Origin of the sequence: Pantoea pleuroti (assembly GCF_014156615.1) — a bacterium.
GTDB classification, from domain to species: domain Bacteria; phylum Pseudomonadota; class Gammaproteobacteria; order Enterobacterales; family Enterobacteriaceae; genus Pantoea; species Pantoea agglomerans.
In genome coordinates, this window is record NZ_SBFD01000010.1 from 50,051 (window position 1) to 76,783 (window position 26,733).

Below are 26,733 nucleotides of genomic sequence, written 5' to 3' on the forward strand. Positions count from 1 at the left end.
GCATGAGCCACTTTGCGGTCATTGCACCGCCCTTCTACAGCCATGTGCAGGCGCTTCAGCACCTTAGCCAGGCCTTAATCGCACGCGGACACCAGATTACTTTCATCCAGCAGACGGACGTTAGCGCGCTACTCACCGATAGCCGGATCGGCTTTTTCCCGCTGGGTTTAGCCTCGCATCCGGCGGGCAGTCTGGCACACACCCTGCAACTGGCGGCACATCCTCTCGGCCCCTCAATGCTGAAACTGATCAATGAGATGGCCCGCAGCACCGATATGCTCTGTCGTGAACTGCCCGTAGTGCTGAGCACCCTGGCGATTGATGGCGTGATCGTGGATCAGATGGAGCCTGCCGGTGCACTGGCGGCGGAAGCGCTAAACCTGCCTTATGTTTCGGTTGCCTGTGCGCTGCCACTTAACCGTGAAGCGGATTTCCCGCTGGCCGTGATGCCGTTTGACTATGCCAGGACCGATCAGGCACGGGAACGCTATCGCACCAGTGAAAAAATCTATGACTGGCTGATGCGGCGTCACGATCGGGTGATCGCCCGCAACGCTCATGCGATGGGATTAGCACCCCGGGAAAAACTGCATCACTGTTTTTCACCGCTGGCGCAGATCAGCCAGCTAATCCCGGAACTGGATTTTCCCCGCCAGGCGCTGCCCGATCATTTCCATTCGGTTGGCCCGCTGCGTACCACTGAACCGGCACCCGCCGAGGCGCAGCCTCGCTACTTCACGCATGGCGACAGACCGCGCATTTTTGCTTCACTCGGCACGCTGCAGGGACATCGCTACGGCCTGTTTAAAACCATCGTCCGCGCCTGCCAGGAGATCGATGCTCAGTTATTGCTGGCGCACTGCGGTCGGTTGTCACCTTTCCAGGCGGAGAAACTGGCGCAGGCCAGCCATGTTCAGGTGGTCGATTTTGCCGACCAGGCGGCTGCACTGGCGCAGGCCGATCTTGCCATTACGCACGGCGGCATGAATACGGTGCTGGATGGGATTAACCATCTGACGCCGCTGCTGACGATCCCGCTGGCCTTTGATCAGCCGGGTGTGGCTGCCAGAGTGGTCTGGCACGGTATCGGACGTCGCGCCTCACGCTTTACCACCAGCCACTCCATGGCGCGTCAGCTCCAGACCTTACTGGCTGATGAAAGCTACGTTCAGCAGATGAAAACGCTGCGTAGCGCACTTCGTCAGGCGGGCGGAACCACCCTGGCGGCGGGCATTGTCGAACAGGCGATGCTGACCCGCCAGCCGGTGCTCACCAGGAGAGACTATGCCGCGGTATGATCTGATTCTGGTGGGCGCGGGACTGGCCAACGGGCTGATCGCCCTGCGCCTGAGACAGCAGCGGCCCTCCCTGCGTATTCTGCTGATTGATGCCGAACGTGAACCGGGTGCCAATCACACCTGGTCGTTTCATGCGGAAGATCTCACCGAAACGCAGCATCGCTGGATCGCTCCGCTGGTAGTACATCACTGGCCTGGCTATGAGGTCCGCTTTCCCCAACGTAGTCGCAGCCTGAACAGTGGCTATTTTTGCGTGACTGCGGAGCGCTTCGCGCAGGTCATCCGCGACGGGTTTGCGCCGGATCTGCTGCTGAATACCCGGGTTGCGAGCATCGCTTCACGCGCAGTCACGCTGGACGATGGCCGGGTGCTGGAGAGTGACGCAGTGATTGATGGCCGTGGCTACCAGCCCGATGCCGCACTGCGCATGGGCTTCCAGTCGTTTGTCGGACAGGAGTGGCAGCTCAGCGAGCCACATGGCCTGACCGCGCCTATCATCATGGATGCCACGGTAGATCAGCAGGCAGGCTATCGCTTTGTCTACAGCCTGCCCTTTTCTGCAGACACCCTGCTGATTGAAGATACCCACTACATTGATAACGCCACGCTGGAAGGCGATCGCGCCCGTCAGAATATCCGCGACTATGCCACGCAGCAGGGGTGGCGATTAGACCGGCTGCTACGCGAAGAGCAAGGCGCATTGCCGATTACGCTGACCGGCGACGTGGCCGCCTTCTGGCAGGAACGCGATCTGCCCTGCAGCGGTTTGCGTGCCGGTTTATTCCATCCCACTACCGGCTACTCTCTGCCGCTGGCGGTCGCGCTGGCTGACCGGCTGGCGCAGATGCAGACGTTTACCTCTGAGACCCTGCACGCCACCATTCAGCAATTCGCCAGTCAGGCCTGGCAGCAACAGCGCTTCTTCCGCATGCTGAACCGTATGCTGTTTCTGGCGGGCCCGGCTGACCAGCGCTGGCAGGTGATGCAACGTTTTTACGGCCTTCCCGAAGGTCTGATCGCCCGTTTTTATGCGGGAAAACTCACTTTGCCTGATCGGCTGCGCATCTTAAGCGGCAAGCCCCCGGTCCCCGTTCTGGCGGCGTTACAGGCTATTATGACTCCTCACCGTCAACAGGCGATGCAATGAATAGAACTACAGTAATTGGCGCAGGCTTTGGTGGTCTGGCCCTGGCAATTCGCCTTCAGGCATCAGGCGTTCCCACCCGACTGCTGGAGCAGCGTGACAAGCCTGGCGGCCGGGCTTATGTCTATCAGGATCAGGGCTTCACGTTTGATGCCGGCCCCACGGTAATCACCGATCCCAGCGCCATTGAAGAGCTGTTCACCCTGGCGGGTAAAAAGCTCTCTGACTATGTCGAGCTGATGCCGGTGAAGCCGTTTTATCGCCTCTGCTGGGAGTCCGGCAAGGTGTTCAGTTATGACAACGATCAGCCCGCGCTGGAAGCGCAGATTGCCGCGTTTAATCCGCGTGACGTTGAAGGTTATCGGCGCTTTCTGGCCTATTCCAGAGCGGTGTTTGCTGAAGGCTATCTGAAACTTGGCACCGTGCCGTTTCTGTCGTTCCGCGACATGCTGCGGGCCGCGCCTCAGCTGGCAAAACTTCAGGCGTGGCGCAGCGTTTACAGCAAAGTGGCGAGCTACATTGAAGATGAGCATCTGCGTCAGGCCTTCTCTTTCCACTCACTGCTGGTGGGCGGAAATCCGTTTGCCACTTCCTCAATCTATACCCTGATTCATGCGCTGGAACGTGAATGGGGCGTCTGGTTCCCGCGCGGTGGCACGGGCGCGCTGGTGCAGGGCATGGTGAAACTGTTTGAAGATCTGGGCGGCGAAGTGGAACTTAATGCCAGCGTTGCCCGGCTGGAGACCCAGGAAAACAGGATCACCGCGGTGCACCTGAAAGATGGCCGGGTCTTCCCGACCCGCGCGGTTGCCTCCAACGCAGATGTGGTTCACACCTACCGCGAACTGCTGAGCCAGCATCCCGCTTCGCAAGCGCAGGGACGGTCACTGCAGAACAAACGCATGAGCAACTCGCTGTTTGTGATCTATTTTGGCCTGAATCATCATCACGATCAGCTGGCGCACCACACGGTCTGCTTTGGTCCGCGCTATCATGAGTTGATTGATGAGATCTTTAACAAAGATGGCCTGGCAGAGGACTTCTCGCTCTATCTGCATGCGCCCTGCGTGACCGATCCCTCACTGGCACCGGAAGGCTGCGGCAGCTACTACGTGCTGGCGCCGGTACCGCATCTCGGCACCGCCGATATTGACTGGTCCGTTGAAGGTCCGCGCCTGCGCGATCGCATTTTCGACTATCTGGAACAGCACTACATGCCGGGCCTGCGCAGCCAGTTGGTGACGCATCGCATCTTCACGCCGTTTGATTTCCGCGATGAGCTGAATGCGTATCAGGGCTCGGCCTTCTCGGTGGAGCCGATCCTGACCCAAAGCGCCTGGTTCCGGCCTCACAACCGCGATAAAAATATTAATAATCTCTATCTGGTCGGTGCAGGCACCCATCCTGGTGCGGGCATTCCTGGCGTGATTGGCTCGGCCAAGGCTACCGCAGGATTAATGCTGGAGGATCTGGCTTGAATAGTCCGTCACTGCTCGATCATGCCGTAGACACTATGGAAGTAGGATCGAAAAGCTTTGCCACCGCGTCAAAACTGTTTGATGCCAAAACCCGACGTAGCGTGCTGATGCTCTACGCCTGGTGCCGTCACTGTGATGATGTGATTGACGATCAGGTCCTGGGATTCAGCAACGATACGCCATCGCTGCAATCCGCCGAACAGCGCCTGGCGCAGCTGGAGATGAAAACGCGTCAGGCCTATGCCGGATCGCAGATGCATGAGCCCGCCTTTGCGGCCTTTCAGGAGGTGGCAATGGCACACGATATTCTGCCTGCTTACGCTTTTGATCATCTGGCGGGATTCGCGATGGATGTGCATGAGACACGCTATCAGACGCTGGATGATACGCTGCGTTACTGTTACCACGTCGCGGGCGTGGTTGGCCTGATGATGGCGCAGATTATGGGCGTACGCGACAACGCCACGCTGGATCGCGCCTGCGATCTCGGTCTGGCTTTTCAGCTAACCAATATTGCGCGCGATATCGTTGAAGATGCTGAAGCGGGACGCTGCTATCTGCCCGCTGCGTGGCTGGCTGAAGAGGGGCTGACCCGAGAGAATCTCGCCGATCCGCAAAATCGCCAGGCACTAAGCCGCGTCGCCCGTCGGCTGGTGGAAACGGCAGAGCCCTATTATCGATCGGCGTCGGCTGGCCTGCCGGGTTTACCGCTGCGTTCAGCATGGGCGATTGCTACCGCGCAGCAGGTCTATCGTAAAATCGGTATGAAGGTGGTTCAGGCGGGTTCACAGGCGTGGGATCAACGCCAGTCCACCAGCACGCCAGAGAAACTGGCACTGCTGGTGGCGGCATCGGGTCAGGCGGTTACTTCCCGGGTGGCGCGTCACGCTCCACGCCCCGCTGACCTCTGGCAGCGCCCCGTTTAACGCCATGACGTTCTCGCAGCGTCGCCTGCAGTTTTGACAGCGGCGGCGCGTAAAGAAAGCCAAACGAGACACAGCCCTCTTTGCCTCGTACCGCATGATGCATGCGGTGCGCCATATAAAGCCTGCGTAAATAACCCCGGCGCGGAACATAGCGGAATGGCCAGCGCTGATGCACCAGGCCATCATGCACAATAAAATAGAGCAGGCCGTAGAGCGTCATACCCGCACCGATCCACTGCAAGGGCCAGACACCCGTGCTGCCCAGATAAATGAGCAAAATCGACAGAGCCGCGAACACCACGGCATAGAGGTCGTTAACCTCAAACCAGCCTTTATGCGGTTCATGATGTGACAGATGCCAGCCCCAACCCCAGCCATGCATAATGTATCTGTGCGCCAGTGCAGCCGTTATCTCCATTCCGATAACAGTGACCAGAACAATCAGGGCATTCCAAATCCACAACATAGTTTCTCCCGAACATGCATCCTGCAAAGTGGCGCAGAGGTTCAATTTTAACAGAGATTGGGGAAAACAGCGGGTCGGGTGTGCCGGTTTTAACGATTGCTGCAGGAGATAGCCCGGATAATGATTGTGTCAGCGCTCAGGGTAGAAAAGTGTGGCGCATTCAGCATGCATCACACCGTTCCCACCTGTAATGCACAGTCTGAACAACCTAGTTATAAACCAGGTTAAAGGTCACTGTGCTGTCCGCTTTGCCCGCCATAACCTGCCCGTCGGTCTGAATATATTGCGCGTTAAACGCCATCGACTTCGTCTGATTGGGTGAGGAGATCGTCGTCAGCACCGGCAGTTGATCGGTCGGCACATTCAGAGGGACCCGCTGGCCTTCAGGAACCTGCAGGCCCGACCCATAGGTCAGGGCAATGCCCACACCTGAAGCAGAGTTGCTCTGTGGCGTCAGGCTAAGGGCATCCTTATCACCCGCGGTAGTCATACCGAAGAAGCCCACTTTAACCGCTGCACTGTGTTCACACATCACCTGAATCTGAAAACCTTTTTCACTTTCCGCCCGGCTACCGATACCGCTAAACTCCGCCTTACTCACTTTTCCCATCTCTACATTAATCACGGACCGGGAGGTGACAACAGCACAGCTGCCATATTGCACGGTAAAGCTGGAGAGGAAGATCTGCGGCTTATCATTGATCGGCTGACTACTGGCTGCACTATCCCCCACCTTCAAGCTGGCATTGCCAATATTCACCTGACCGACATTGGCCGGTTGATTGCCTGGATTAAGCGGCGATTGCTGGCCCGGGATTTTATAGAAGACCACATAGGACTGAAGTGTAATGTCATGAGCAGAATTCAACTGTGGGCCGGTCTGTGAATTACAGATCGAGCTGATTTTGCCCTTGCCGCTGGTATCAGAGAAGGTACCGGCGCACCAGGATGGCTCCCTGAAACCGATAGCGAATCCGATGCTGTCTGCTCCCGGCACACGATATATTGGCGTATTATGACCGCCCGCAATATTCGTCTGTAAGCCGGACTCTTCGGCGTTAATCTCAAACCCCAGATCCTTGTAGTTATAGCCCTGCTCACCGCTGTTTTTATTACAGGTAAAGGCATTACTGCTTTGCAGAGGCATCTGCGCCGAGATGGCCGTGCCATCGGCTGCGCCCGGCACATAGTTGACGTTTTGCACCTGTACCACAACCTGACTGATACCCTGACAGGACTCCTGCCCCAGCGCCTGCAAACAAACCAGCGCCGGGATCATCACTATGATCCCTGTCATTAGTCGCTGAACTGATTTCATCTTAACTTCCTGTGCATTACTGACAAGCCGCAGAGACCAGTCTGACCGGATTAGTACCGGTGGCTGCTGGCAGACGGAATGGTGCGTGACAGCTTTTCTGCCCTCCCTCATCCTGCCAGCTCACCACGATGACGCCCTTAGCCGGTACACCGCTCAGATAAAGTTCCCCTTTTTCGGCCACGATGCCGCTGGTACTGCTCTGTTTACCCGCGGCGGCAAGTGCGACCTGGCCAGCCGCACCGAAGGGCGGAAATGTGTTGTGCCAGGTAAGGGTGAACAGCACCCTGTTACCTACGTGGGTGGCATAGTCCGCCATCACAATCGCTCCACGCGTAGGGATAGCCTTTTGCCCATCCAGTTCGACGTCAACGTTGTCGGGCAGCGTATCCGTTTCCAGTTCAATAGCGTTTTCCTGGTAGGGCGAGAGTGAAGGCACAATCGCATAACCACGGCCATCAGTGACCACTTTGCTGCCGCTCCGGATGCCCACATCTGCCGTATCCGGTACCCGGACAATCGCGAAGGTATCGCCCAGCGGCTGGCTCAACGTAATGCCGTTTTCATGCGCGACGATCCCGCCCGACAGGCCATAGTTAAACTGGCTGCTGCGCCGATCGTGACTGACCCCGACACTGACGCTGCCGCGACTGCCGCGATAATCCAGCGAGCCGTTGCTGTTCACGTTCTGTCCCTGACTGTCATGGCCCTGTTGCAGGTTGTAGTGCAGGTTATCGTCCTGCAACGCGCTGCCCGAAAGGCTGATCTGCTGAGACACATCGCCATCATTGGTGGCATTCATGCTGTAGCTGACGGAGCTGTCTGGCAGCAGCGCGCTGAAGGGGATGGAGACATTAAAAGAGACCGCACGATCAGCTTTACGGGCGCTGGTCGAGTCGGTGTAAAACCAGGCAAAGCCCCAGGAAATGGCTTTGTAATTGCTGTAGAAGCCCAGATGTAATGTGCGATCTTCATTGTCTGATCGCCAGTAGCGCTGCACATACGCGGAGGCACTGAGGCTGCCATAGTCACCGATACCCTGAGAGACTGAAATTTCTGAGCGACTGCGTTTATTTGCCACATAGCTTGCCGGGCTGGTCATCGTATTGGCCTTGCTGAAGGCGTAAAAACCGCTGGAGGAGTAGCGATAGCTTGCCATGCTGAAAGAGGTATTGGTGGAGGCGAAATTTTTCTGATATTGCGCACGCAGCGACTGACCACTCCGGCTTTGTCCTTCAGGCATACGGGTTTTTGCCAGAGTCACATCGGTTCCCAGCGAGCCAAAATCACCCAGGCTTTTACCCAGGCCCGCCGCCACAGCGTGATAGTTTTGCGCAACCTGCAGGCCACCAAAGGCGGTAAAATCATGTGGCAGTCCGTAGAACAGCGTGGATTGCACAAATTCAGGCGTACGCAGGTTGCTGCTGCCTGAGTAATGATAACGACCGCCACTGACGCTGTATTTCAGATGCCCCTGACGCAGCATATAAGGCACGGCAGAGTAAGGCTGAGTGAAGGAGCGCACTGAACCATCACTTTCATGGATAGTGATGTCGAGGTCACCGCTCTGGGACGTGGGATAGAGATCTTTGATTTCGAACGCGCCGGGTGCGACCACGGTTTCATAAATCACATAGCCGTGCTGGCTTACCGTTACCCGCGCATTGCTATGGGCGATGCCGTGGATCAACGGGGCGAAGCCGCGCTGGCTTTCCGGAAGCATGGTGTCATCAGACATGATCTGCATACCGCGAAACTGCACGCTGTCAAAAACATCGCCGGTCGTATAGGTATCTCCTACCCTAAACTGGCTTTTCAGTGCCTTAAGATCCCGCTCCAGAAAGGTGGTTTGAGACTGCCATTGACTGACCTGATCGTAGCGCCATGTGGACGTGTTACGCAGCCGCCATGCACCAAGATTGGCCCCGCTGCGCAGGCTGAGTAGCGTCGAGTTCCAGCGGTCACGCTGATTGCGGCTGCTGCTGCCAGAAAGGGTATAGTTCACAAAAGCAGCCGATACACCCTCATCCCAGCGTGCAGGATCGACATAATCGCGATCTTTCACCATCAGCGCGATTTGTGGAATTGAAAGGTTTAACTGCTGATGTGCGAAATCAAAGTGGGTCGATGCATCGGGAATGAAATCGCCTAACTCTTCGATGGTCTCATCTCTCTTCAGATGGGTGAGCGCGGAAAAACCGTTGACGTTCACCCCCATCGCGGCCAGCTCTGCCACCGTCAGTTGCGGAACCAGCCCGGCTCTGCCCTGCACGAAGCTGACATCCCGGCTATCAATAACTCTGTTGTTGAGCAACAGCGTGACATGATACGTGCCGGGTTGCTGTCCGCCCTCACGAGCAAAATAGTGGAGATCGGTGGCGTGATGTTGATCGGATGAAAATTCCAGCGCCGCCGGGTCAAAATAGTCATCCGCGCGAGCACCACGCGGCGGGCAGAACAAAATCAGCATTAACCAGGGAGAGGCATAAAGCGGCTTTGCGTACCTTCTGTTTCCTCTCTGAGCGTGCTGATTAACTTTCACTGATGATGGTCCCGGGTTTAAAACAAAATAAATTACAAATAACAACTAGCGCGTACGTTGTTCGGTAATGCCGCCATAGTCGTTGATTGCAGACCAGGTCACTGCGCCGGAATCAGCGACGCGCCAGTGCCGATCTTCTCCAGGGCCAATCATGCCAGGATCCTGTATCTCGTGATGATTAACGCTGAGCGAATAAAATGAGACAAAGTAAGGCGTTGGGTTATGCACAATCAGCTGATTGCCTTCATGGCGGAATGAGAGTTGCTGCCAGGCATCAGCCGGATTACCCGGCAATCCTTTTGGCCGATAAAAAAGCTTAAATTTCGATTTAATATTGACCTGAAGCTGGTTACTTTTCTCGCGCGGCGTCGGTGAGATAGATTTCACATTCAGCCAGAACACCGATTCACGATCTTTCGGCAGGGGCATCCCCAGATAATTAATCCTTAACAGATTCTCTTTTTCCGCATCAAGCCGGAATAGCGGTGGCGTAACAATAAATGGTACCCGGGAATGATTATTTTGATCAAAGTTCTCTATCCAGGATTCAACCAGATACGGCGTATTTTTATCCTGATTGGTGACCGAAAGTGTTGCCTCCTTTTTGCCTTCCACAAAAATAATACGCGTCCCTCCCATTACCACACCCGCATGGGCAGCCATGCTAAGCATGCACGCAGAAAAGAGTGAAATAAGTCTTATTACCTTAAACATAGATATTTGTGCCATTGATATTTCGGAGGGGAAGCAGGGTTACCCCTGCTATTAATCAGTTATAAATCATCACAAAGTTAGAGACTGAGTTGGCAGCACCGACGGCAATTGGCGCACCATCGCTTTTATAATCGGCAAAGAAATTTAAGTCGGCAGAACCTCCCTCTTCAGCCGCCACCACGTTGACTGCTTTGGAGACAGATCCAATCGCAATTGGCGTGCTGCGGTCAGCTTCATAAAGTTTAATTCCCACGCCGGACGCGCCACCGCTGGTAACTTTCAGCAGGGAGTTGTCACCGCTATCTTTGTCGCCATCAAACAGGACAGCCACCGTTTTAACTGATGAAGGACAATCCTTCACAGAGATAGTGAATGGCGTTTCCGTAGTTTCGTTACGGCTTTCGAAATACGATTTCGCCCATTTACCTAAATCAACGCTCTGGTTTTTACTGGCGGTAGAAACGTCACAGGAAACATCGGTAATTTCGCCGGTAAATTTCACTTCACCACCGGCACCCTGTGTACCGGCTGCTGCTCCCGGATTAGGAGTAATCGGTGAGGGACCATCAGCAGGCGTGGCTAATGCTGATCCGGACACCATAAGGCCAGCCAGTGCCACGGGCAGAATATGTTTTCTGATATTCATCAAACCTGTCTCTTTTTAATACATGCAAAGTGGCTGTAATTAGTCACCTGATGGATAAATATGCATTTACAGAAATGCGCCAACATAACAACCCGAGGTTTATTATGTTGCTGCTATATTAGCCTCTCACGGCTATATAAAAATTAAACGAGACGTTTAGGTTCTTACACAGAAGATATACATTGGCAGTCTTCCTTGATCTACATCAGTTTAAGAAGGTGAAAAATTATTTATTGAAAATAATATTTTTACTAAGAAGACAATTAATATAAACCTTAAATATACAACCATTCCAGAATGCGAATATATAAGTTGGCCGCCGGGGAAATTATGCGATAGTGGAAGTTCTCAGCGGTGATTAGCAGCGGCTCACCTCGGGTTTTACATCATCAGCCACACCAGGTTTTTGACGTGCGTGATTTTCACTGATGCCGCGAGCCAGTCAGCTCAAAGCAAATCGTGACCTATGGGAGTACGAAAAGCGTGGCGTGCCGCGGTCATTAACTGACTGGCGGTGACGGTCGTAGGTAATCGCATCAGAATTTTGCTCGCCTGCCAGTAACAGAGCAGCATGACCTCATCCTCCTCTTTTTCAGCCAGTTCATGCAGCCGGGCGCGCAGTGATAACACATCAATCGTCTGCTGCTCGTCAAGCATGTCAGAGATCGTCTGATTGATGACGTGATGGAGAGTTTTCCAGGTGAGATCGGTATGCAAAATTAACCTCTTCTAACGCTTATCAGCTCCGGGCAAACAAACAGCAGTGAAGCAGCTTAAATGGCTGTATCCTGCAAAAGATTGCACACTGCTGACAACTATAGCTGTACATGGGCGGCTACGCCGTGCCAGCAGTTGAAAATGCCAAAGTTGGTAATTCTAACGACTAATGGACCTGCCTGTCGCGTATTACACGCGACTCATCAGCTGATTGCTGTTTTTTGTAACAATTACAGCTGATTCTTAACTGGCTGATGTCAGAGGGATTTGCCAGGGTAAACAGGTTTCCCGTCTCGTTAATGTTCAAGGAGTTGTCGATGAGTCAGCACGCTGATGTACTGGTATGGGGCCACGGCCCTGAGATCTTTGAAGTCTTTCTGGAACCCACCTGTCCTTTTTCGGTGCGCGCCTTCAATAAATTCGACGCGTTACTGGCGCACGCGGGTGAAAAGAACATCACCCTGAAGATCCGTCTGCAATCACAGCCGTGGCACCTCTATTCCGGGCTGATAGTGCGCTATATCCTTGCCGCCGCCTGCGAAAGTAAAGAGGCCGCGAAAAAGGTCATGCAGGCGGTAGCCGATCACCGTGAAGAGTTTGAGTTCACCGATCACTGTACCGGTCCAAACCGCGATACCACGCCGAATCAGATCCTCGCCCGCCTGAAAGAGTACAGCGGCGTGGATGCCAGCGCCGCATTTGATCAGCCCGACCTGCAGAACACCATTAAATGGCACTGCAAGTATGCGCGTCAGAACGGTATTCACGTTTCACCGACTTTTATGGTTAACGGTCTGGTACAGCCCGAAATCAGCAGCGGTGACGACATAGCGCACTGGGCGAGCTTTCTGATTCGTTAATCTTAGTGCGCGGCTGCGCCTGGCCGCGCCAGACTGACTCTCTCCTTTGCGACCCCACTCACGTGTTAACTCAATATCCTGATAATTAAGCCTGTTTTCCTATGTGGAGGCCGGGTAAGCTGTACCGCTATCAGCAGCAGACGGTGGGAATACAGCCGCTGCCGCTGTTCATCTTAACGGCACCGCTGGCCTGCATGGCGATAACCTGACGTTACGCCGGGCCCGCACGCCCAATTCATTGAGGATTTGCTGATGACGATGACACTGCAACAACTGCAGGACAAATATCCGGGTGCCTTCACAGATGCATTCGGTGACTCCCCGGAATTAGCCAGCGAGCTCGCAACACTGATTATTGCCGGTAAGAAAGTGGCCACCTGCGGGTCGTTGCGGAGCTGGCAGGATCAGGAAGCATTGCCTCAACCGGGCGGTTACAGCATTGTTCTCAACGGCGAACAGCAACCCGTCTGCGTGATCCGCACCACCGGCTTGTTCCTGACGCGCTTTGACCGCGTGACGCCCGAGATGGCGATGCTGGAGGGTGAAGGCGATCTGAGCCTCGACCACTGGCGTCAGGAACATCAGCGCTACTTCGAGCGTGAAGGCTATTTTCACAGCGAAATGGAGCTGATCTTCGAGACGTTCCAGCTGGTTGAGGTAGTCTAAACCGGCACGCTACAGCGTGTTTGCCGCCACCAGCGCCAGCCGCGTAATCCCCCGCGCGGCGAGGTTCTCAGCCGCCTGGGCTGCGCGCATGCCACTGGCACACACCAGTACCACACGCTGATCGACCGGCGGCTGCCAGTCCGCTATCTGCTGCGGCAGAATCCGCACCACCCGATCGGCCACACTGACCGGTGCCTCTTCCAGGCTGCGCAACTCCACTATGCAATCATCCTCCATGAGCATGGCCCGATCGATAAAGGGCGTGCCGGGCGCGTCAGGTTCAGGTGCGTCATCAAAACGAAACTGCCTGATATGCCAGTCAACAAAGTCACAGTGGATCATGCAGCCGAGCGGCGATGGCGTCAGTTTTAACAATACGCTCAGCGCCATCTGCGCCTGCATTGCGCCCAGCGTTGCTACCGCCGGTCCCATTACGCCTGCCGTATTGCAGTTACCCGAGGCCGTGGGCAACTGCGGGAACAGCGCGCGATAGCCAGGCGCACCGCCGCAGAATCCGCCAACATAGCCTTTGCGTCCCAGCACCGAGGCGCAGATCAGCGGCAGGCCTGCCGGATAACAGGCGTCGGAGAGCTGATAAGTCATAGCGAAGTTATCCGCCGCATCCACCACCAGATCGATTCCTTCCAGCGCCTGCGGCAGTTGACTGGCGCTTAGCGCGTATGGATGCGCCTCAACGTGGCAGTCAGGATTGCGCTGCGCCAGCGCACGCTGAGCGCAAAATACTTTCTGCTGACCCACATCGTCGACGCCAAACAGCGTCTGCCGGTGGAGGTTGTGCAGTTCAACCCGATCGCCATCGTAAAGACGGATAAATCCCACACCCGCGCCTGCCAGTAACGGCAGCAACGTTGCACTAAGCCCGCCCGTTCCCACGACCAGCACCCTTGCCCTGCTCAGCCGCTGCTGCCCCGCTTCACCGATCTCTGGCAACATCGTCTGTCGCTGATAACGCTCCATCGCTGCTCCTTAACTGAATTGTGCCAGACCAAAAATGGGCGTAGAGGCAGACGCCATGTCGCGCTGCTCCATCAATCCCGCCTGAAACGCCTCGTGTCCGCCGTGGATCGCAGCAGCAAAGGCACCGGCCATGCGCACCGGATCGCGCGCTTTTGCCACCGCCGTGTTGAGCAGCACGCCATCAAAACCCATCTCCATCGCCTGAGCCGCCTGACCAGGCGCGCCAATGCCCGCATCAATAATCAGCGGCACATCTTTAAACCACGCACGCATAGCGCGCAGTCCTTCGATATTCCGCAGCCCCTGGCCGGAGCCGATCGGCGCACCCCAGGGCATCAGCACTTCACAGCCCGCTTCCAGCAATTTTTCGCCGACAATCAGATCTTCCGTGGTGTAGGGAAACACCTGGAACCCGTCAGCGCAGAGAATTCGCGCAGCTTCAACCAGCGCAAAAGGATCGGGCTGCAGCGTGTCGGCATGGCCAATCACTTCCAGCTTGATCCACGGTGTGTCGAACAGTTCGCGCGCCATCTGCGCCGTCGTCACCGCCTCTTTCACCGTGTGGCAGCCCGCCGTATTCGGCAGAATACGTTTGTTGAGCTGTTGCAGCAGCGTGCGGAAAGCGCCGCCTTCACTGCCTTCCCGCCGCAGGCTGACGGTAATAATCTCCGCGCCAGACGCGTTGATCGCCTGATGCAGAATGTCCGGTGACGGATAACCGGCCGTGCCAAGCAGAAATCGGGATTGCGGAGTAAATTGATAGAACATAGTTAACCTCCCTGCATCGGTGACAGGATTTCGAGCTGGTTGCCCGCCTCAAGTTGCTGGCTGGTATAGCGGCTACGCGGTACAAACTCCCCGTTCAGCGCGGTGGCGACGGTCCGCGGATCGATCTGCTGCTCCGCCATAAGCTCCGCCAGCGTCGTTGCGCTGGTTTCAATCGTGCGTCCATTCAGTTCAACGCGCATGAGTTATCTCCTGAGTCAGTTGCAGCATAAGTTTTTCAGCCATGATCGGGGCCAGCAAAAAGCCGTGGCGGTAGAGGCCGTTAAGTGAGAAACGGCCATTTTCGTAGCGGACTTCCGGCAGGTTCTGCCGGTAAGCAGGACGCAGACCGGTGCCGCTCTCCACGATCCGCGCTTCGGCCAGCGCCGGATGCAGGCTGTAAGCGGCGCTGAGCAATTCCATCATCGCCCTGGCGCTGATCGGGCTGCTGTCGTGGCTTTCCACCATGGTGGCACCCAGCATGAAGTGGCCTCCGGCGCGCGGCACCAGATAGCAGGGAAAGCGCGGGTGCAGCAGCCGGACAGGACGGGAGAGTTGTACGTCGGATGTGTGCAGGATCACCATTTCGCCCCGCACGGCGCGCAGGGCTGGCTGCCGATCGGTGGCGTGGATACCACGGCAGTCGATGATTTTGCCGCCGGGTTTACCGCTGTGAACGGGGACGCCAGCCTGTTGCAGTTTGTCGCGCAGTTGCTGCAAGGCGCGGCGCGGATCGAGATGCGCCTCTGCGGCGAAAAACAGGCCGCGGGCAAAGCGGTTTTCCAGCGCGGGTTCAATGTCACCGGGAGAGACCCACTGATGCTGCTGCGTCATGCTGGCGAAGCGCGTCAGTTCGCGGCTGTCACGCGGCGGAGCAACTACCAGCGTGCCCTGCTGTTCCACGCCATCAACGCGTTTCGCCCACCAGCTGGCCGCGTGCTGGCCCCATTCGATCACCTGTGGCGGTGCGCTTTCTGCTTCACACCAGGGCGCGAGCATGCCGCCCGCCCAGTGCGAGGCCGCAAGACAGTCAGGCTGAGTAATAACTTCGACGGTTTCTCCCCGCTCCAGCAGCAGCGTGGCGACACAAAGCCCGGCAACGCCGCTGCCGAGCACCGACCAGCGGCTCATGGTATCCACCGGACAGGAAAAGAAAGATTCAGGATGAGATTTTTCAATTTGGCCTCGTTATCAGTTAACGAAGACCCGTGATACAGAGGGAAAAGGCAGGAACGTCGCGAATGCGCCCCTGCGGCAAGTATCTGATGAGATACCCGTCTTCCTACGCCAGTATCAACTGGGTCAGGTTCTAAGGGTCGCTAAGCCGCGCGGTGCGCTATTAGCCTCTCAGTCTCTCTGGCGAGACTCCCCTGACGGATTTAGTTGTAAGTTAAGCAGACAGCTTCGTCAAGCAGACTGCATAGAACCGGGTCAGAAAATCGGACTTAACCGGCAGAACCGAAATGCCAGTCAGTTGCGGTTGCCAGCGTCACAAAGGGTCCCGCCAGCGTCTGGTTGTGATGCGCAATAATCTTCTCCGCAGAGAGGTGGGGATTATCGACGGTGGTGTGCGCATCGGAAATCAGTACAACGCTAAAACCCAGCTCCGGGGCTGCCCGACAGGTAGTATCAACACAGAACTCCGTTTTCATTCCCGCAATCACCAGTTGCTTAATGCCCTTTTGTCTCAGCTGAAGCTGCAGGCCAGTATCCCTGAAACAGCTGGGATATCTTTTGGTGAAGATGACATCACTCTGCGGGTTGACCTGCAATTCCGGGATCAGGCGCGTCAGCGGGCTTTGCTCGTTAAAAGGGGAATCATCCGGGCCGATATGGCGTGCGAAAAAGAGGGGGACGGCAGAAGCCCGGGCTTTAGTAATGAGAAGTGAGATATTCGACAAGATCGAATTTGCGGCAAAGGGAGCCTCGGGACCATTAAAAAGGCCCTGCTGCATGTCGATAATTAAAAGTGCCCTTTCAGATGTAACCATGACCTGTCTCCATTCAGTTTTAAGAACGGAGAACAGCTCCCCGTCCGGTTCGGCGGGGAGTGAGAATCTGTTGTGTCAGGTGCCTGTCACAGAGTCGCTCACGCCGCCGCCAGGGGCGGTGGTGGTGGTGACGGTTGTGAAAGACTGAACTGACATAAACATTTTCTGACCCTGAGTTAATGCGTTCGGTGAAGTCACCCTCAGAAGGATGGCGCAGACATCTACATTACCCTGTACGCCGTCGCTTTTAAAGCGCCTGCAGCGATTGGGTTACCGCGTCGGTTATTTCACGTATGCGCGGTTCGGCACGGCGATAGTAAGTCCATTTCCCGACTTTGCTGGCTTCAACCAGCCCCGCATTGTGAAGTGCTTTCAGGCATAACGAGGTGGCGGGCTGTGATAAGCCCGCCTTGTCCTGTATGAGGCTGGCACAGACGCCATACTGATCGAAGGGATAGAGCTGGGTATAGCCCGTAAACGCTTCGTCAGGATTTTTAAGCCACTTCAGCACTGCCACTCTGGTCGGGTTGGACAGTAACTTCAGGGCATTTTCGGGGGACATGCCGCCTCACAGAATATCAGGATGGGTAAAATGGATAGTCAGTATAGCCTTTCTCAGTGCCGCCATACAGGGAGGCGTGATCGACCTCATTCAGCGGATATCCTGATTTAATCCGCGCGGGCAAATCGGGATTAGCGATGAATGAGCGGCCAAAACCAAACAGGTCACCCCAGCCTTTTTCCAGCACATGCTGCGCTTTTTCAGCCGTGTAGCGACCCGAATAGATGATCGGAGAGCGGAATGTTTCCCGCAGCGCGACACGGAAGCTCTCTGGCATCTCCGGACTGTTGTCCCAGTCGGCTTCAGCAATGGAGAGATAGCCAACTTCCAGCTCGTTCAGCAGTGCTGCTGCGCGGATGTAGGTCGCGTGTGGATCACTTTCAACCAGGCCGAGATAGACGCGCTCTTCGTCGGTACTGGTAAACAGAGGCGCAAATCTGACGCCAACGCGGTGGCTGCCAAATACTGAGCTGACTGCCTCAACGACTTCACGCAGGAAGCGCAGACGATTCTCAGCAGAGCCGCCATATTCATCCGTACGGAAGTTGGTGTGCTCAGAAATAAACTGGTTAATCAGATACCCGTTGGCGGAATGCAGTTCCACACCGTCGAAACCGGCCGCTTTGGCATTCTCCGCCGCACGTCGGTAAAGCTCTACGATCTCTTTAACTTCCGCTGTAGTCAGTGCGCGTGGCTCGCTGGGTGCGGTCAATATCCCGGCACCTGGCCCGGTTTCTATAAATACCCGGACGTTATCGGCTGCGATGGCTGAAGGGGCAACGGGTGCCTGCTTGCCCGGCTGCAGTTCATTATGCGACACGCGGCCAACATGCCAGAGCTGGCAGAAAAGCGTGGCCCCATGCTGATGTACTGCCTCTGTAACCTTTTTCCAGCCTGCGATCTGCGCTTCGCTGTGGATCCCCGGCGTCCATGCATAGCCCTGCCCGCGAGGCTCAATCTGGGTGCCTTCGGTGATCATCAGTCCCGCGCTGGAACGCTGGCGGTAGTACTCCACCATCATCTCGCCGGGAATGTTGCCCGGTTGTTCACTGCGGCAGCGCGTCAGCGGCGGCAGTACAATGCGGTTACGAAGCTGAAGGTCGCCCAGACTCAAGGGGGTAAAAAGTGACGGCATGACAAAAAATCCTCTGATGTGTGAAGAGGCGATATTATATTTACACATTTAAATTTGTAAATGTGTAATCTGTGCTTTTTGTCCGGAGCGGTATCTGCGGTTTCTGGCAGAAGGTCACTATCTGGGTGGCGTGCTGACAGCGCGTGGATTAACAGCCTCTCAGCGCAGCGCCTGACTGCGTAATGTCAGGAGGAGATCCTGCAGACGCCCCTTTCAGGCAAATTGCTTCGCCGGCACGGAGGTGCTGCCTGCAGGATCATAAGAACATCAGGAGGCGTATTTTTCAGTGAACGCCTGCCACTGCTGACGATAAACCTCCAGTTGACTGAGTGCGCCATCAATGGAGGGCTGTGCTTTGTTGTCAGGATTCGGCGTGGCACGAATCAAATCGGCAAAGGTGCTGAAGACAGAGTCCATATCACGGCCCGACTTCATGGCTTCCATCATCCCGGTCAGCTCCACCTGTGGCCGTGCGGTAGCGCTCTCAACCTGGCTGAGATAGTCACGTGCACTCTCCTGCATGTCGCGTGTTCCATGACGCATGGCTAACGTCAGCGTATCCTGTGCTCCCAGCAACGTCTGACGTACACGAATGGCGACTCTGAGGCTTATCATCTCATCAGCAATCTCATTCGCCTGCTTCTGGTTATCGCCGGAGACATATTTTTCTATCAGTTTATGGAGCTTAGACTGCGTCAGGGTTAGCGCCATGGCTTCCGAGGTATCCGAATTGTCGTACTGATTACGGCCCACCTGGCCTTCAGCCAGCACCTCATGGAGTGCAGCGGCAAACTCATCCATAGCGGTCTGCGTATTGGCAGCCGCGCATTTATCCATTTCAGACAGGGTTAATTCAGAGGATACGTTGTGAATAGTGCACTTCCATTAGACGCGCTTGGGCCACGCATTTGTATTATGGGTCCATCTAACAGTGGAAAATCGACCTTAGCTGAGGCCATTGCTCGCAAAACAGATCTACCAGCAGTTCATCTGGATCAACTTCACCATATTCCGGACAGTCAATGGATGCCCAGAGCACCGGCAGAATTTCTCCGTTTGCATGCTGAGGCGGTGAGTCAGGAAAGATGGGTGATGGAGGGTAATTACACCAAATGCATTGAAGAACGATTCGCTCGTGCCACCGGCTTAATTCTGCTGGATGTAAAAGTGACAGTGGCACTGCTGCGGTATATTCGCCGATGTTACTCATCCACGCCGCGTATTGGCGGTCTGAAGATTGGCAGAGAGCCGATGACCCTTGAGATGCTGAAATATATGATCTGTACTGCCCCACAAAATCGGAAGCGGCATAAAAAGCTTTTCGACCAGGTCAGACTGCCAAAACTTCTGCTTCCTTCTCCCCGCGATGTTAAAGCCTGTTCTGACTACTGGGAATTACAGCTAACGAATAATGATCGATGAACGCAGGCTGCCGGAATAACGTCTGTTTTCCGTTAATGGGGTCGCTCTGACTCAGTAACCTTTTTTGAAAAACAAAGAAGCACCACTGCCATCAATCAAAAAGCATTAAGCTTGTCAGAAGAGAGTCCAGCGAATCTACCGACCCGGCATGATTCTTCTCTGAACGGGTTGTGTCCCAGGGCATGGCGTCATCAGTACAATAATCACCTGTGCACTGCATATCAGCAGGCTCACTGAGTAAACCAACCGGAAGCCAGATATAAGGCCTGCCACGCAACCGGTTAGGCACTGTGGAGCCACAACTGGCGCAAAAATCGTTGCGATAACCTGTGGGTTTGCGCCATGACGCGATCTGGCTCTCACCGGAAATCCAGCTGAAGTCACTCTCTTTTACGATCGTTGCCAGGTTATAGCCGGTTCCGCTCTGTTTTCTGCACAGAGAACAGTGACAACGGTAATAGCGCGTGGGGGTTATTGATATTTCGAAAGCAACGGTTTCACACAGACATGCGCCTTTCATTTCATCATCCTGTTCACTCAGATTGCTGGTTTGTCTGACTACTTGCCTGATCATAGTGGTGTTTGGGTAAGGGGCTGCTAAAGCGCTACCGGAACCCTGTTAATTTAATGCCGCTCCGGCTCATTGCATGATCTTTTGCAGTTTTGAGCCAGAAGCGGATAACCCCTCGTACACCTTCATCAGTACTAACTGCGGCTGAATACCAGTTTCAGCCCTGCCAGCGCAAAGCAGCAGGCTAATAGCGCATCGAGTCCGCGACGAATGCGACGGTAAAATGCACCCATCATGGCGGTTGAGAACAGCAGAGCATAACCGCCGAACACAACCACGCAAATCACCGCACAGCCGCAGATGATTATCGGCAGCGTGGCGGCGACCACATCCGGCTTCAGTGCAAACGACATAATGGCCACCCAGGTAAGAATCGCTTTGGGGTTGCCGATATGCATCAGGATACCCTGACGAAACAGTCTGCCATACGCGACCCGCTCATCGCTGGCTTTAAAATCGCTGGCCTCAGTGCGGCGTAAAGCAGATTTGCCGGCTTTAAACGCCAGCCATAACAGATATAACCCTCCGCCAATTTTTAACACGATCAGCAACTGTGCAAAGGTTGCCAGCACGGTCAGCACACCGCAGGCGGCCAGCAGCGCCCAGAGCATCGAACCACTCACGACACCCGCAGCCAGCGCCAGTGCGGCACCTCTGCCCTTTTTCATTGCCGTTCCCATTATCGCCATATTACTTGGCCCGGGACTGGCTGTAGCGACAAAGTAGGTGGTGAAGATCAGGATTAATTCGTGCGAAAGCGCCATGATGTCCTCTGCGATGGATTGTTATTAATCTGTTATATCGGCTGACGTACAAATTTGCTATCTCCTGGTTCGTTGCGGCTTCGTTTCTCGCTTTAAACGGTCTGCAGCAATCAAACGTTTTCCAGAGATAGCGGACTGCCCGGCGAGGGTCGGCAGCAGCATCAATGGATTCCCTTTCAGGGACATCTCAGGGTCGTTTACGGTCATCCAGACGCAGCTGCAAAAATGTCAAATCCAGCCAGCGTCCAAACTTAGTTCCAACTTCCGTCATTCTGCCGGACTCAATAAATCCCAGTTTTTCATGCAGGGCAATGGATGCCGCATTTTCCGATTCAATCGCCGCCACCATAACGTGCTTCCCGGCTTCGCGAGCAAGCTGGATAAGCCCCTGCATCAGGGCGGCACCCGCGCCTTTACCACGTGCATCTTTATGAACGTAAACCGAATGCTCAACCGTATGACGATATCCGTCCCAGGGACGCCAGTCACCATAAGAGGCATATCCCAGCACAGTATCATCATTGTCTGTCGCCACAATCACAGGAAAACCGGCCTGCTGGCGGCTGTTTATCCACGCGATGCGGTTAGCCACATCAATACGATTTTCATTCCAGATGGCGGTGGTGTTAAGCACCGCGTCGTTATAAATCTCTGCGATAATTTCAGCATCGCCTTCAACAGCCGCACGGATAATCATGGTGGACACCCCTTTGCTAATTTACTAAAGTAGATGAATTGTTCACTATGATACTTATCCATTATGTTAGATCAAAAGTCCACCAAAGAAGACAATCTGAATGTCCGCATCGGTCAGAAAGTAAAAGAGGAAAGGGAAAAACGTGGCTGGTCACTTACCGAGCTGGCTGATAACTCAGGCGTTTCACGGGCGATGATCCATAAGATTGAGCGTGGGGAGAGCAGCCCGACGGCGGTTCTGTTAGCGCGCCTCTCAGGCTCTTTTGATATGACCATCTCACAACTGCTTGCTCAGACCGAAGTGCAAACCGGGACGCTGGTCAGGCATGAAAACCAGCCGGTGTGGCAGGATCCGGAAACCGGCTATCTGCGTCGCCACGTTTCACCGGGCGAGATGCCGGTCGATCTGGTCAGCGTCGAACTGCCGGCAAATACCGCCGTGCCGATGCCGGCAATATCATACGTTTCAAGACGCCAGCTGATATGGGTAATTGAAGGGACACTGACTTTTGAAGCAGGTTCCAGCACCTATGAGATGACTGCTGGCGACTGTCTGGAACTGGGCGATCCGGCTGATTGCGTGTTCAGAAATAAAACGACTCAGGGCTGTCGATATGCCGTTATCGTACTCCGGCCTGCCTGAGCAGGCAGACGGCATAAATTCTTTAGAGCAGTATTCATTAAATAATACTCACTGATGCTAGCTTCATTACGTCAGCCATCTGGTTATGCGGTGACGTACCCGTTGTGAATGCAATGAAAATACGCCTAAGTTGCGGAGTTAAAAAGAGCAATGCGATAATAACAACACCAAAAGCAGCACCGCCGAGAAGGAGATGACCTGACGTGAAGAGGATTTCGTTAACATTTTGCAGGCTTTCCATACCAGGAATAAGAAGTGTTCTCATGCGTTCATCAAGCACGTCCAGGTATTTGTCATACGAAAATCCAGAATTTATATATTATGTTAAAACCCATATCGGAATCACTCACATTAGTAAACTTACCGTATAAATAAATGGTAAGCTGCTACGATGTAATATTACAGACCAGAATGGAGGGTATAATTTTTTCACAAACGCTTATTAAGCCAGGAATGTACTTTTACCGTTCGGAAAGAAACTTTTAGTACGAGGTGGTGCCCAGAAAAGCAATTGAACATTCTTAACAACATTTGGTGAAATAATAACGCCGCTTGTAACTACAACGCCATTAAACATCAATAAGTTACCTGCACCCATAAGACATCCCAGTCACACCCCTGCTGAACCTGAAGCAATTTTCAGTAATATCTTTAGTTTAAGTATAGTGTGTGTAAACGCACATATTTTCTATCAAGAAAGGGGAAGTTAAAAATAAAAATCAGATCTGATAGTTATTTCGTCAAGCCCTATCAAAATTTATATTTAATAAAAAAACCAACTAAAACCCCTTCAATAAATAAATGTTAGTGATCCTTCTTTAACAAAATCGCTTACATACTGATTCAGAAACAGTAATTCAACAGACGCTTGGGTACAGCGTTGCAAAGTAAACCCGTTATGAAAAGCGCATGGCATTCACTTTGATAAATGTATTGAGGACATGGCCAACCATTAGCTGATTCAATATCTAAGTGAATATTTTTTTATTTTATCGAAAAGGGTACTTTTTGCTATTTTTAGCGCATCCGCTGTTTTTGTTAAGTTACCGCCGTGCTGATGCAATTCGACAAGAATAACACTACGCTCGAAAGCCTCAACCATTTGCATTAATGTCTTTTCTTGACTGATATTATCATTAATGTCATAAAAACCAAGTACAAATCTTTCGGCTTGATTACGTAACTCTCTCACATTGCCAGGCCAATTTTCTGACATTAACTTACGCAGGTAGTAGTTTTTGACTTCTGGGGCTGGACGTCCAAAGGATAGAGCAAACTGACTCACAAAGAGATTAAAGAGTAAGGGGATATCTTCAATTCTATCGCGTAAAGGAGGTATTTCAATATTTATGACATTTAGCCTAAAGTATAATCCAGCATGGAATAATCCAGATTGTACAAGCTCTGAAAGGTTCGTTTTACTCGCAGCGACAATTCGAACATCTACCGGAATATTTTGATTTGAACCTATTCTTTCGAAAGATTTTTCTTCCAATGCTCTTACAAGTTTAACTTGCATCGCTAATGGCAGACTATCTATCTCATCAAGGAAAAGCGTCCCTTTGTCGGCATATTCAATTTTACCAACTCGTACATTTAGTGCTCCAGGAAAGGCACCTGATTCACAGCCAAAAATAACGATATCAAAAATTGACTCGGGTAAAGCTCCACAATTTAATGCTACAAAAGGGCCTGCCCTTTCGCTAATTTCATGAATACATTTAGCAACAAGTTCTTTTCCTGTTCCCGTCTCACCATAAACAATTACGTTAGCAGGAGTCACAGCGACGTCTTTTATTTTCTCTTTCAATTCATGAATTGCAACTGAGTTTCCAATTAACTTGTTATCAAGTGCATTTGCGTCTGCGAGTTTACGACGTAACTGATTATTCTCATGAATTAACTGGCGCTTATCCAATGCTCGAGTAACAATATTAATTAGTTGCTGGGGAGTAAAGGGTTTAGTCAGGAAATCATAGGCTCCATTATGCATAGCTTCAACAGCAGTCTCAATATCTCCATGTCCCGTAATGATAATAACCGGTACATCTGGATCAGTCTCATTGAATTCTTTTTGAAAAATAAATCCACTTTTACCTGGTAGTTTCATATCTGTCACTATAACGCCATGAAGGCGCAAAGCGGGTAAAAGATAGCGAGACTCTTCTACGGAAGAAACACCCACGGCATGCAACTTTTCAAGTTTTAAGGCCTGAACACAACCTAACTGAATATCCGAATCATCTTCTATGACTAACACGTCTATATTGTCCATAAATCAATTACCTTCGTTAATATTAGCTAGCGGCAAACGTATTTCAAAGCACGCACCTGCCTTTCCATTCCCCGCACTGAGAGTGCCATTATAAGACTGGATGATATCGGCAGAAATTGATAAACCCAAGCCTAAACCACGATTTAGTTTAGTCGTAAAAAAGGGATCAAAAATTTTCCCTGAATTTTCTTCTGCAATTCCAACACCATTATCTTCAATCTTAATTACTGCAAAATTATTTTCAATAGCCCACTCAGCAGTTACGATCTTTTCAGTCTGATTTTCGATTACAGCATCAAGTGCATTACTTAAGATGTTCACAAATACTTGTTCTAATCTTATATTATTACACATACACCAAACATCGACATCTATTGAAAGTTTTGTAAATCTGCAATCATGCTGCCTGAAAAGATGGCTTATTAACAACATTGCATTATCTAAACTCGCGCTTACAGAAACCGGTCCGACTGAATCATCTTTTGATCTGGAAAAAGTTCTCAACTGATTACTGAGCCGACCAATAAAGTCAACGGATTTTAAAACCCTCAAAAGGTTATCTTTTGCTTCATCGGCGGCACCTATATCAATTAGTTTCAGCGCATTAGCTGACAGCATATTGATAGCTGACAAGGGTTGATTAATTTCGTGTGCTAGTCCAACCGACAGCTTTCCGATGGTAGCTAGCTTTTCTTTATGTAATAGTTCATTTTGTGTATCTCTCAGGACTTTTTCGGTTGACATCCGCTCCTGAATTTCCGCCTCGAGCTGTTTACTTCGTTTAAATAACTCATTCGTTCGTTGATTAACAATAAACTCAAGCTTTTCTTTTTTTATTTCTAGTGCTTGCTGTTTTTCTAACTTAAGCTTAATAATCTGTCCTCTTTGATTCATTGTATAAATTAGTATCAGTATCAAAGCCAACATTAAATTTACAGCAATGATGTATGGTAGCGCATCCCATACTATCTGGCTTAGCGGAACCAGACCAGCAATAATCATGTTTATTTCCGGAATATAGTTATAGCAATAAACATAATGCGCGTTATTTACAAAAGCTATTCCGGCTCGATGACCCATGGATAGCTCCCATTTCACATCCTCCCCCTGAATTACTGCATTATCATATCTTTTTTCATTGATGATTTTCTTACTATCTTCTAGTGATAGAGTATTGACCACATGATAGGACCAGTCAGGATTGGAGGAATAAGCAACGATCTTGCTTCTATCCAGCAAAACTGTGTAATAGTTATTATTGTTATTCTTCATGTGGTTGTTTAGATTTATTTTTGTAACTGCCACTCCTTTTTTAACGCCATTAATATAAATACCATTCGCCTGATAATACCCTGATACCGAGCTTGATATTCCAACCCCAAAATAGCCAATAGTTTTATTGGGCTCAGCCTGCTTAAAGTAAGGACGGTGAGATAAGTTGTAACCTAAAGCACTTTTATCTTCATCATCATCGCTACTGGCAACAACCTCTCCATGTTCATCTAAGAGATATAAAGCCAGCGCATGTGTTTGTTTTTTTATCGTGCTAAGATATTGATTTAATTCAACATAATCATCATTTTTTTTATCGATTTTTTTTAAAAAGTTGATGATATATTCATTAGTCGCCAAAGAGTATGGTATGAACTCATAACGCTTAACCCTCAAAGTTAACTCAAGACTCTTCTGGTGTAGTTCAGTATTCAGAAATTTTATATGTTTGTGCACACTATAATAAGTGATAGTCAATGAGCAAATAATAATGACAATCATTATCACCGGTGATAAAAATCTCCTGCGCACGAAATATCCAGAGCGAACGTCAAACTTTCCAATTTTGATTTTCACCCTATCTCGCCTCATCATTTTGTAGAAGCGGCCCATTATAGTCTAAACACATATTAAATTAAGCAACTTTACAAATAGGATGAACATATGATTCCAACCCGCTGGTGGAAAGCCCTACCCCTAAAGCATTAAAAATATAAAACCATTTTGTTATAAAAAAATAGAAATTCGGATTTCCGAACCAGAAAACCAAACTCATTCCGGCTAGCCGAATGATTTTAAGAATTCAATTATTTAGTAATTATTCCATGCTACTGAATTGATCCTGATCATAATTTATTATCCCCGCAAAGAAATATACTCACTCCCGA

At 52.1% G+C, this 26,733-nt stretch carries 28 protein-coding genes and 1 riboswitch; of the genes, 8 read left to right on the forward strand and 20 right to left on the reverse strand.

The annotated features are described in order from the left end of the window. Positions 1-2: 2 nt before the first annotated feature. From EPG66_RS19080 to crtB, 4 genes are read left to right on the forward strand one after another with little or no spacing between them, the layout of a single operon-like run. Positions 3-1,298, forward strand: a complete 1,296-nt coding sequence (locus tag EPG66_RS19080; protein ID WP_115758208.1) for a glycosyltransferase — start codon at positions 3-5, stop codon at positions 1,296-1,298. Further along, the gene (gene crtY, locus EPG66_RS19085; protein WP_115758209.1) at positions 1,285-2,445 is read left to right on the forward strand and encodes a lycopene beta-cyclase CrtY; all 1,161 of its coding nucleotides are present in this window, start codon (positions 1,285-1,287) and stop codon (positions 2,443-2,445) included. The genes EPG66_RS19080 and crtY overlap by 14 nt, the downstream gene beginning before the upstream one ends. Further along, entirely contained in the window at positions 2,442-3,920 is a 1,479-nt protein-coding gene (locus tag EPG66_RS19090) for a phytoene desaturase (protein ID WP_182687801.1), read from the forward strand. Before crtY ends, EPG66_RS19090 begins: the two co-directional genes overlap by 4 nt. After that, positions 3,917-4,846 (forward strand): 15-cis-phytoene synthase CrtB, encoded by a 930-nt coding sequence (crtB, locus tag EPG66_RS19095; protein ID WP_031593381.1) that lies wholly within the window; start codon positions 3,917-3,919, stop codon positions 4,844-4,846. The genes EPG66_RS19090 and crtB overlap by 4 nt, the downstream gene beginning before the upstream one ends. On the opposite strand, the gene EPG66_RS19100 is transcribed toward crtB, so the two are convergent. From EPG66_RS19100 to EPG66_RS19125, 6 genes are all read right to left on the reverse strand, one after another. Next, a complete protein-coding gene (locus EPG66_RS19100) occupies positions 4,785-5,312 on the reverse strand; it encodes a sterol desaturase family protein (protein WP_031593382.1) in 528 nt (175 codons plus the stop codon). The two genes, crtB and EPG66_RS19100, sit on opposite strands and share 62 nt — an antisense overlap. 208 nt (positions 5,313-5,520) lie before the next feature. Next, complete coding sequence (locus EPG66_RS19105; RefSeq protein WP_182687803.1) at positions 5,521-6,630, reverse strand: fimbrial protein; 1,110 nt, start codon at positions 6,628-6,630, stop codon at positions 5,521-5,523. Positions 6,631-6,646: 16 nt separating this feature from the next. Continuing rightward, positions 6,647-9,097, reverse strand: coding sequence for a fimbria/pilus outer membrane usher protein (locus EPG66_RS19110; protein ID WP_246379486.1), 2,451 nt, complete (start codon positions 9,095-9,097; stop codon positions 6,647-6,649). A 117-nt stretch (positions 9,098-9,214) separates the two neighbouring features. Beyond that, the gene (locus EPG66_RS19115; RefSeq protein WP_069026655.1) at positions 9,215-9,883 is read right to left on the reverse strand and encodes a fimbrial biogenesis chaperone; all 669 of its coding nucleotides are present in this window, start codon (positions 9,881-9,883) and stop codon (positions 9,215-9,217) included. A gap of 55 nt (positions 9,884-9,938) precedes the next feature. Next, complete coding sequence (locus tag EPG66_RS19120) at positions 9,939-10,529, reverse strand: fimbrial protein (RefSeq protein ID WP_031593387.1); 591 nt, start codon at positions 10,527-10,529, stop codon at positions 9,939-9,941. A gap of 447 nt (positions 10,530-10,976) precedes the next feature. Continuing rightward, positions 10,977-11,246 (reverse strand): hypothetical protein, encoded by a 270-nt coding sequence (locus tag EPG66_RS19125; RefSeq protein ID WP_031593389.1) that lies wholly within the window; start codon positions 11,244-11,246, stop codon positions 10,977-10,979. Between the two features lie 317 nt (positions 11,247-11,563). Between EPG66_RS19125 and EPG66_RS19130 the strand changes: the two genes are divergently transcribed. After that, positions 11,564-12,106 (forward strand): DsbA family protein, encoded by a 543-nt coding sequence (locus tag EPG66_RS19130; RefSeq protein ID WP_182687805.1) that lies wholly within the window; start codon positions 11,564-11,566, stop codon positions 12,104-12,106. Between the two features lie 252 nt (positions 12,107-12,358). After that, positions 12,359-12,772 (forward strand): ASCH domain-containing protein, encoded by a 414-nt coding sequence (locus EPG66_RS19135; RefSeq protein ID WP_010247476.1) that lies wholly within the window; start codon positions 12,359-12,361, stop codon positions 12,770-12,772. A 9-nt stretch (positions 12,773-12,781) separates the two neighbouring features. Here the strand turns inward: EPG66_RS19135 and EPG66_RS19140 are convergent, their stop codons facing one another. The 8 genes from EPG66_RS19140 to EPG66_RS19175 form a co-directional block, all read right to left on the reverse strand. Next, complete coding sequence (locus tag EPG66_RS19140) at positions 12,782-13,750, reverse strand: HesA/MoeB/ThiF family protein (RefSeq protein ID WP_182687807.1); 969 nt, start codon at positions 13,748-13,750, stop codon at positions 12,782-12,784. Positions 13,751-13,759: 9 nt separating this feature from the next. Beyond that, positions 13,760-14,518, reverse strand: coding sequence for a thiazole synthase (locus tag EPG66_RS19145; RefSeq protein ID WP_010247482.1), 759 nt, complete (start codon positions 14,516-14,518; stop codon positions 13,760-13,762). A gap of 2 nt (positions 14,519-14,520) precedes the next feature. After that, on the reverse strand, positions 14,521-14,718 hold the full coding sequence (thiS, locus tag EPG66_RS19150; protein ID WP_031593393.1) for a sulfur carrier protein ThiS: 198 nt from the start codon (positions 14,716-14,718) through the stop codon (positions 14,521-14,523). After that, the gene (locus EPG66_RS19155) at positions 14,708-15,646 is read right to left on the reverse strand and encodes an FAD-dependent oxidoreductase (RefSeq protein ID WP_182687809.1); all 939 of its coding nucleotides are present in this window, start codon (positions 15,644-15,646) and stop codon (positions 14,708-14,710) included. Before EPG66_RS19155 ends, thiS begins: the two co-directional genes overlap by 11 nt. Before the next feature lie 131 nt (positions 15,647-15,777). Further along, positions 15,778-15,897: riboswitch (TPP riboswitch) on the reverse strand. A 63-nt stretch (positions 15,898-15,960) separates the two neighbouring features. After that, entirely contained in the window at positions 15,961-16,506 is a 546-nt protein-coding gene (locus tag EPG66_RS19160) for a cysteine hydrolase family protein (protein WP_182687811.1), read from the reverse strand. Positions 16,507-16,753: 247 nt separating this feature from the next. Beyond that, a complete protein-coding gene (locus tag EPG66_RS19165; protein WP_182687813.1) occupies positions 16,754-17,068 on the reverse strand; it encodes an ArsR/SmtB family transcription factor in 315 nt (104 codons plus the stop codon). Between the two features lie 16 nt (positions 17,069-17,084). After that, positions 17,085-18,203, reverse strand: a complete 1,119-nt coding sequence (locus EPG66_RS19170) for an alkene reductase (RefSeq protein ID WP_182687815.1) — start codon at positions 18,201-18,203, stop codon at positions 17,085-17,087. A 267-nt stretch (positions 18,204-18,470) separates the two neighbouring features. Continuing rightward, entirely contained in the window at positions 18,471-19,004 is a 534-nt protein-coding gene (locus EPG66_RS19175; RefSeq protein ID WP_246379491.1) for a hypothetical protein, read from the reverse strand. A gap of 66 nt (positions 19,005-19,070) precedes the next feature. Between EPG66_RS19175 and EPG66_RS19180 the strand changes: the two genes are divergently transcribed. Continuing rightward, complete coding sequence (locus EPG66_RS19180) at positions 19,071-19,625, forward strand: P-loop NTPase family protein (RefSeq protein ID WP_343055305.1); 555 nt, start codon at positions 19,071-19,073, stop codon at positions 19,623-19,625. Positions 19,626-19,716: 91 nt separating this feature from the next. Here EPG66_RS19180 and EPG66_RS19185 read toward each other — a convergent pair whose 3' ends face one another. The 3 genes from EPG66_RS19185 to EPG66_RS19195 form a co-directional block, all read right to left on the reverse strand. Further along, on the reverse strand, positions 19,717-20,145 hold the full coding sequence (locus tag EPG66_RS19185) for a GFA family protein (protein ID WP_083069509.1): 429 nt from the start codon (positions 20,143-20,145) through the stop codon (positions 19,717-19,719). 185 nt (positions 20,146-20,330) lie between these two features. Further along, positions 20,331-20,960: a LysE family translocator gene (locus EPG66_RS19190; protein ID WP_010247507.1), complete on the reverse strand. Its 630-nt coding sequence runs from the start codon at positions 20,958-20,960 to the stop codon at positions 20,331-20,333. Positions 20,961-21,147: 187 nt separating this feature from the next. Further along, positions 21,148-21,657, reverse strand: coding sequence for a GNAT family N-acetyltransferase (locus EPG66_RS19195; RefSeq protein WP_182687819.1), 510 nt, complete (start codon positions 21,655-21,657; stop codon positions 21,148-21,150). Between the two features lie 63 nt (positions 21,658-21,720). Between EPG66_RS19195 and EPG66_RS19200 the strand changes: the two genes are divergently transcribed. Continuing rightward, entirely contained in the window at positions 21,721-22,299 is a 579-nt protein-coding gene (locus EPG66_RS19200; protein ID WP_182687821.1) for a helix-turn-helix domain-containing protein, read from the forward strand. A gap of 37 nt (positions 22,300-22,336) precedes the next feature. Here EPG66_RS19200 and EPG66_RS19205 read toward each other — a convergent pair whose 3' ends face one another. From EPG66_RS19205 to EPG66_RS23200, 3 genes are all read right to left on the reverse strand, one after another. Continuing rightward, a complete protein-coding gene (locus tag EPG66_RS19205) occupies positions 22,337-22,564 on the reverse strand; it encodes a hypothetical protein (protein ID WP_182687823.1) in 228 nt (75 codons plus the stop codon). Positions 22,565-23,260: 696 nt separating this feature from the next. Then, complete coding sequence (locus EPG66_RS19210) at positions 23,261-24,574, reverse strand: sigma-54-dependent transcriptional regulator (protein ID WP_182687825.1); 1,314 nt, start codon at positions 24,572-24,574, stop codon at positions 23,261-23,263. 3 nt (positions 24,575-24,577) lie between these two features. Further along, the gene (locus EPG66_RS23200) at positions 24,578-26,422 is read right to left on the reverse strand and encodes an ATP-binding protein (RefSeq protein WP_182687827.1); all 1,845 of its coding nucleotides are present in this window, start codon (positions 26,420-26,422) and stop codon (positions 24,578-24,580) included. Between the last annotated feature and the right edge of the window lie 311 nt (positions 26,423-26,733).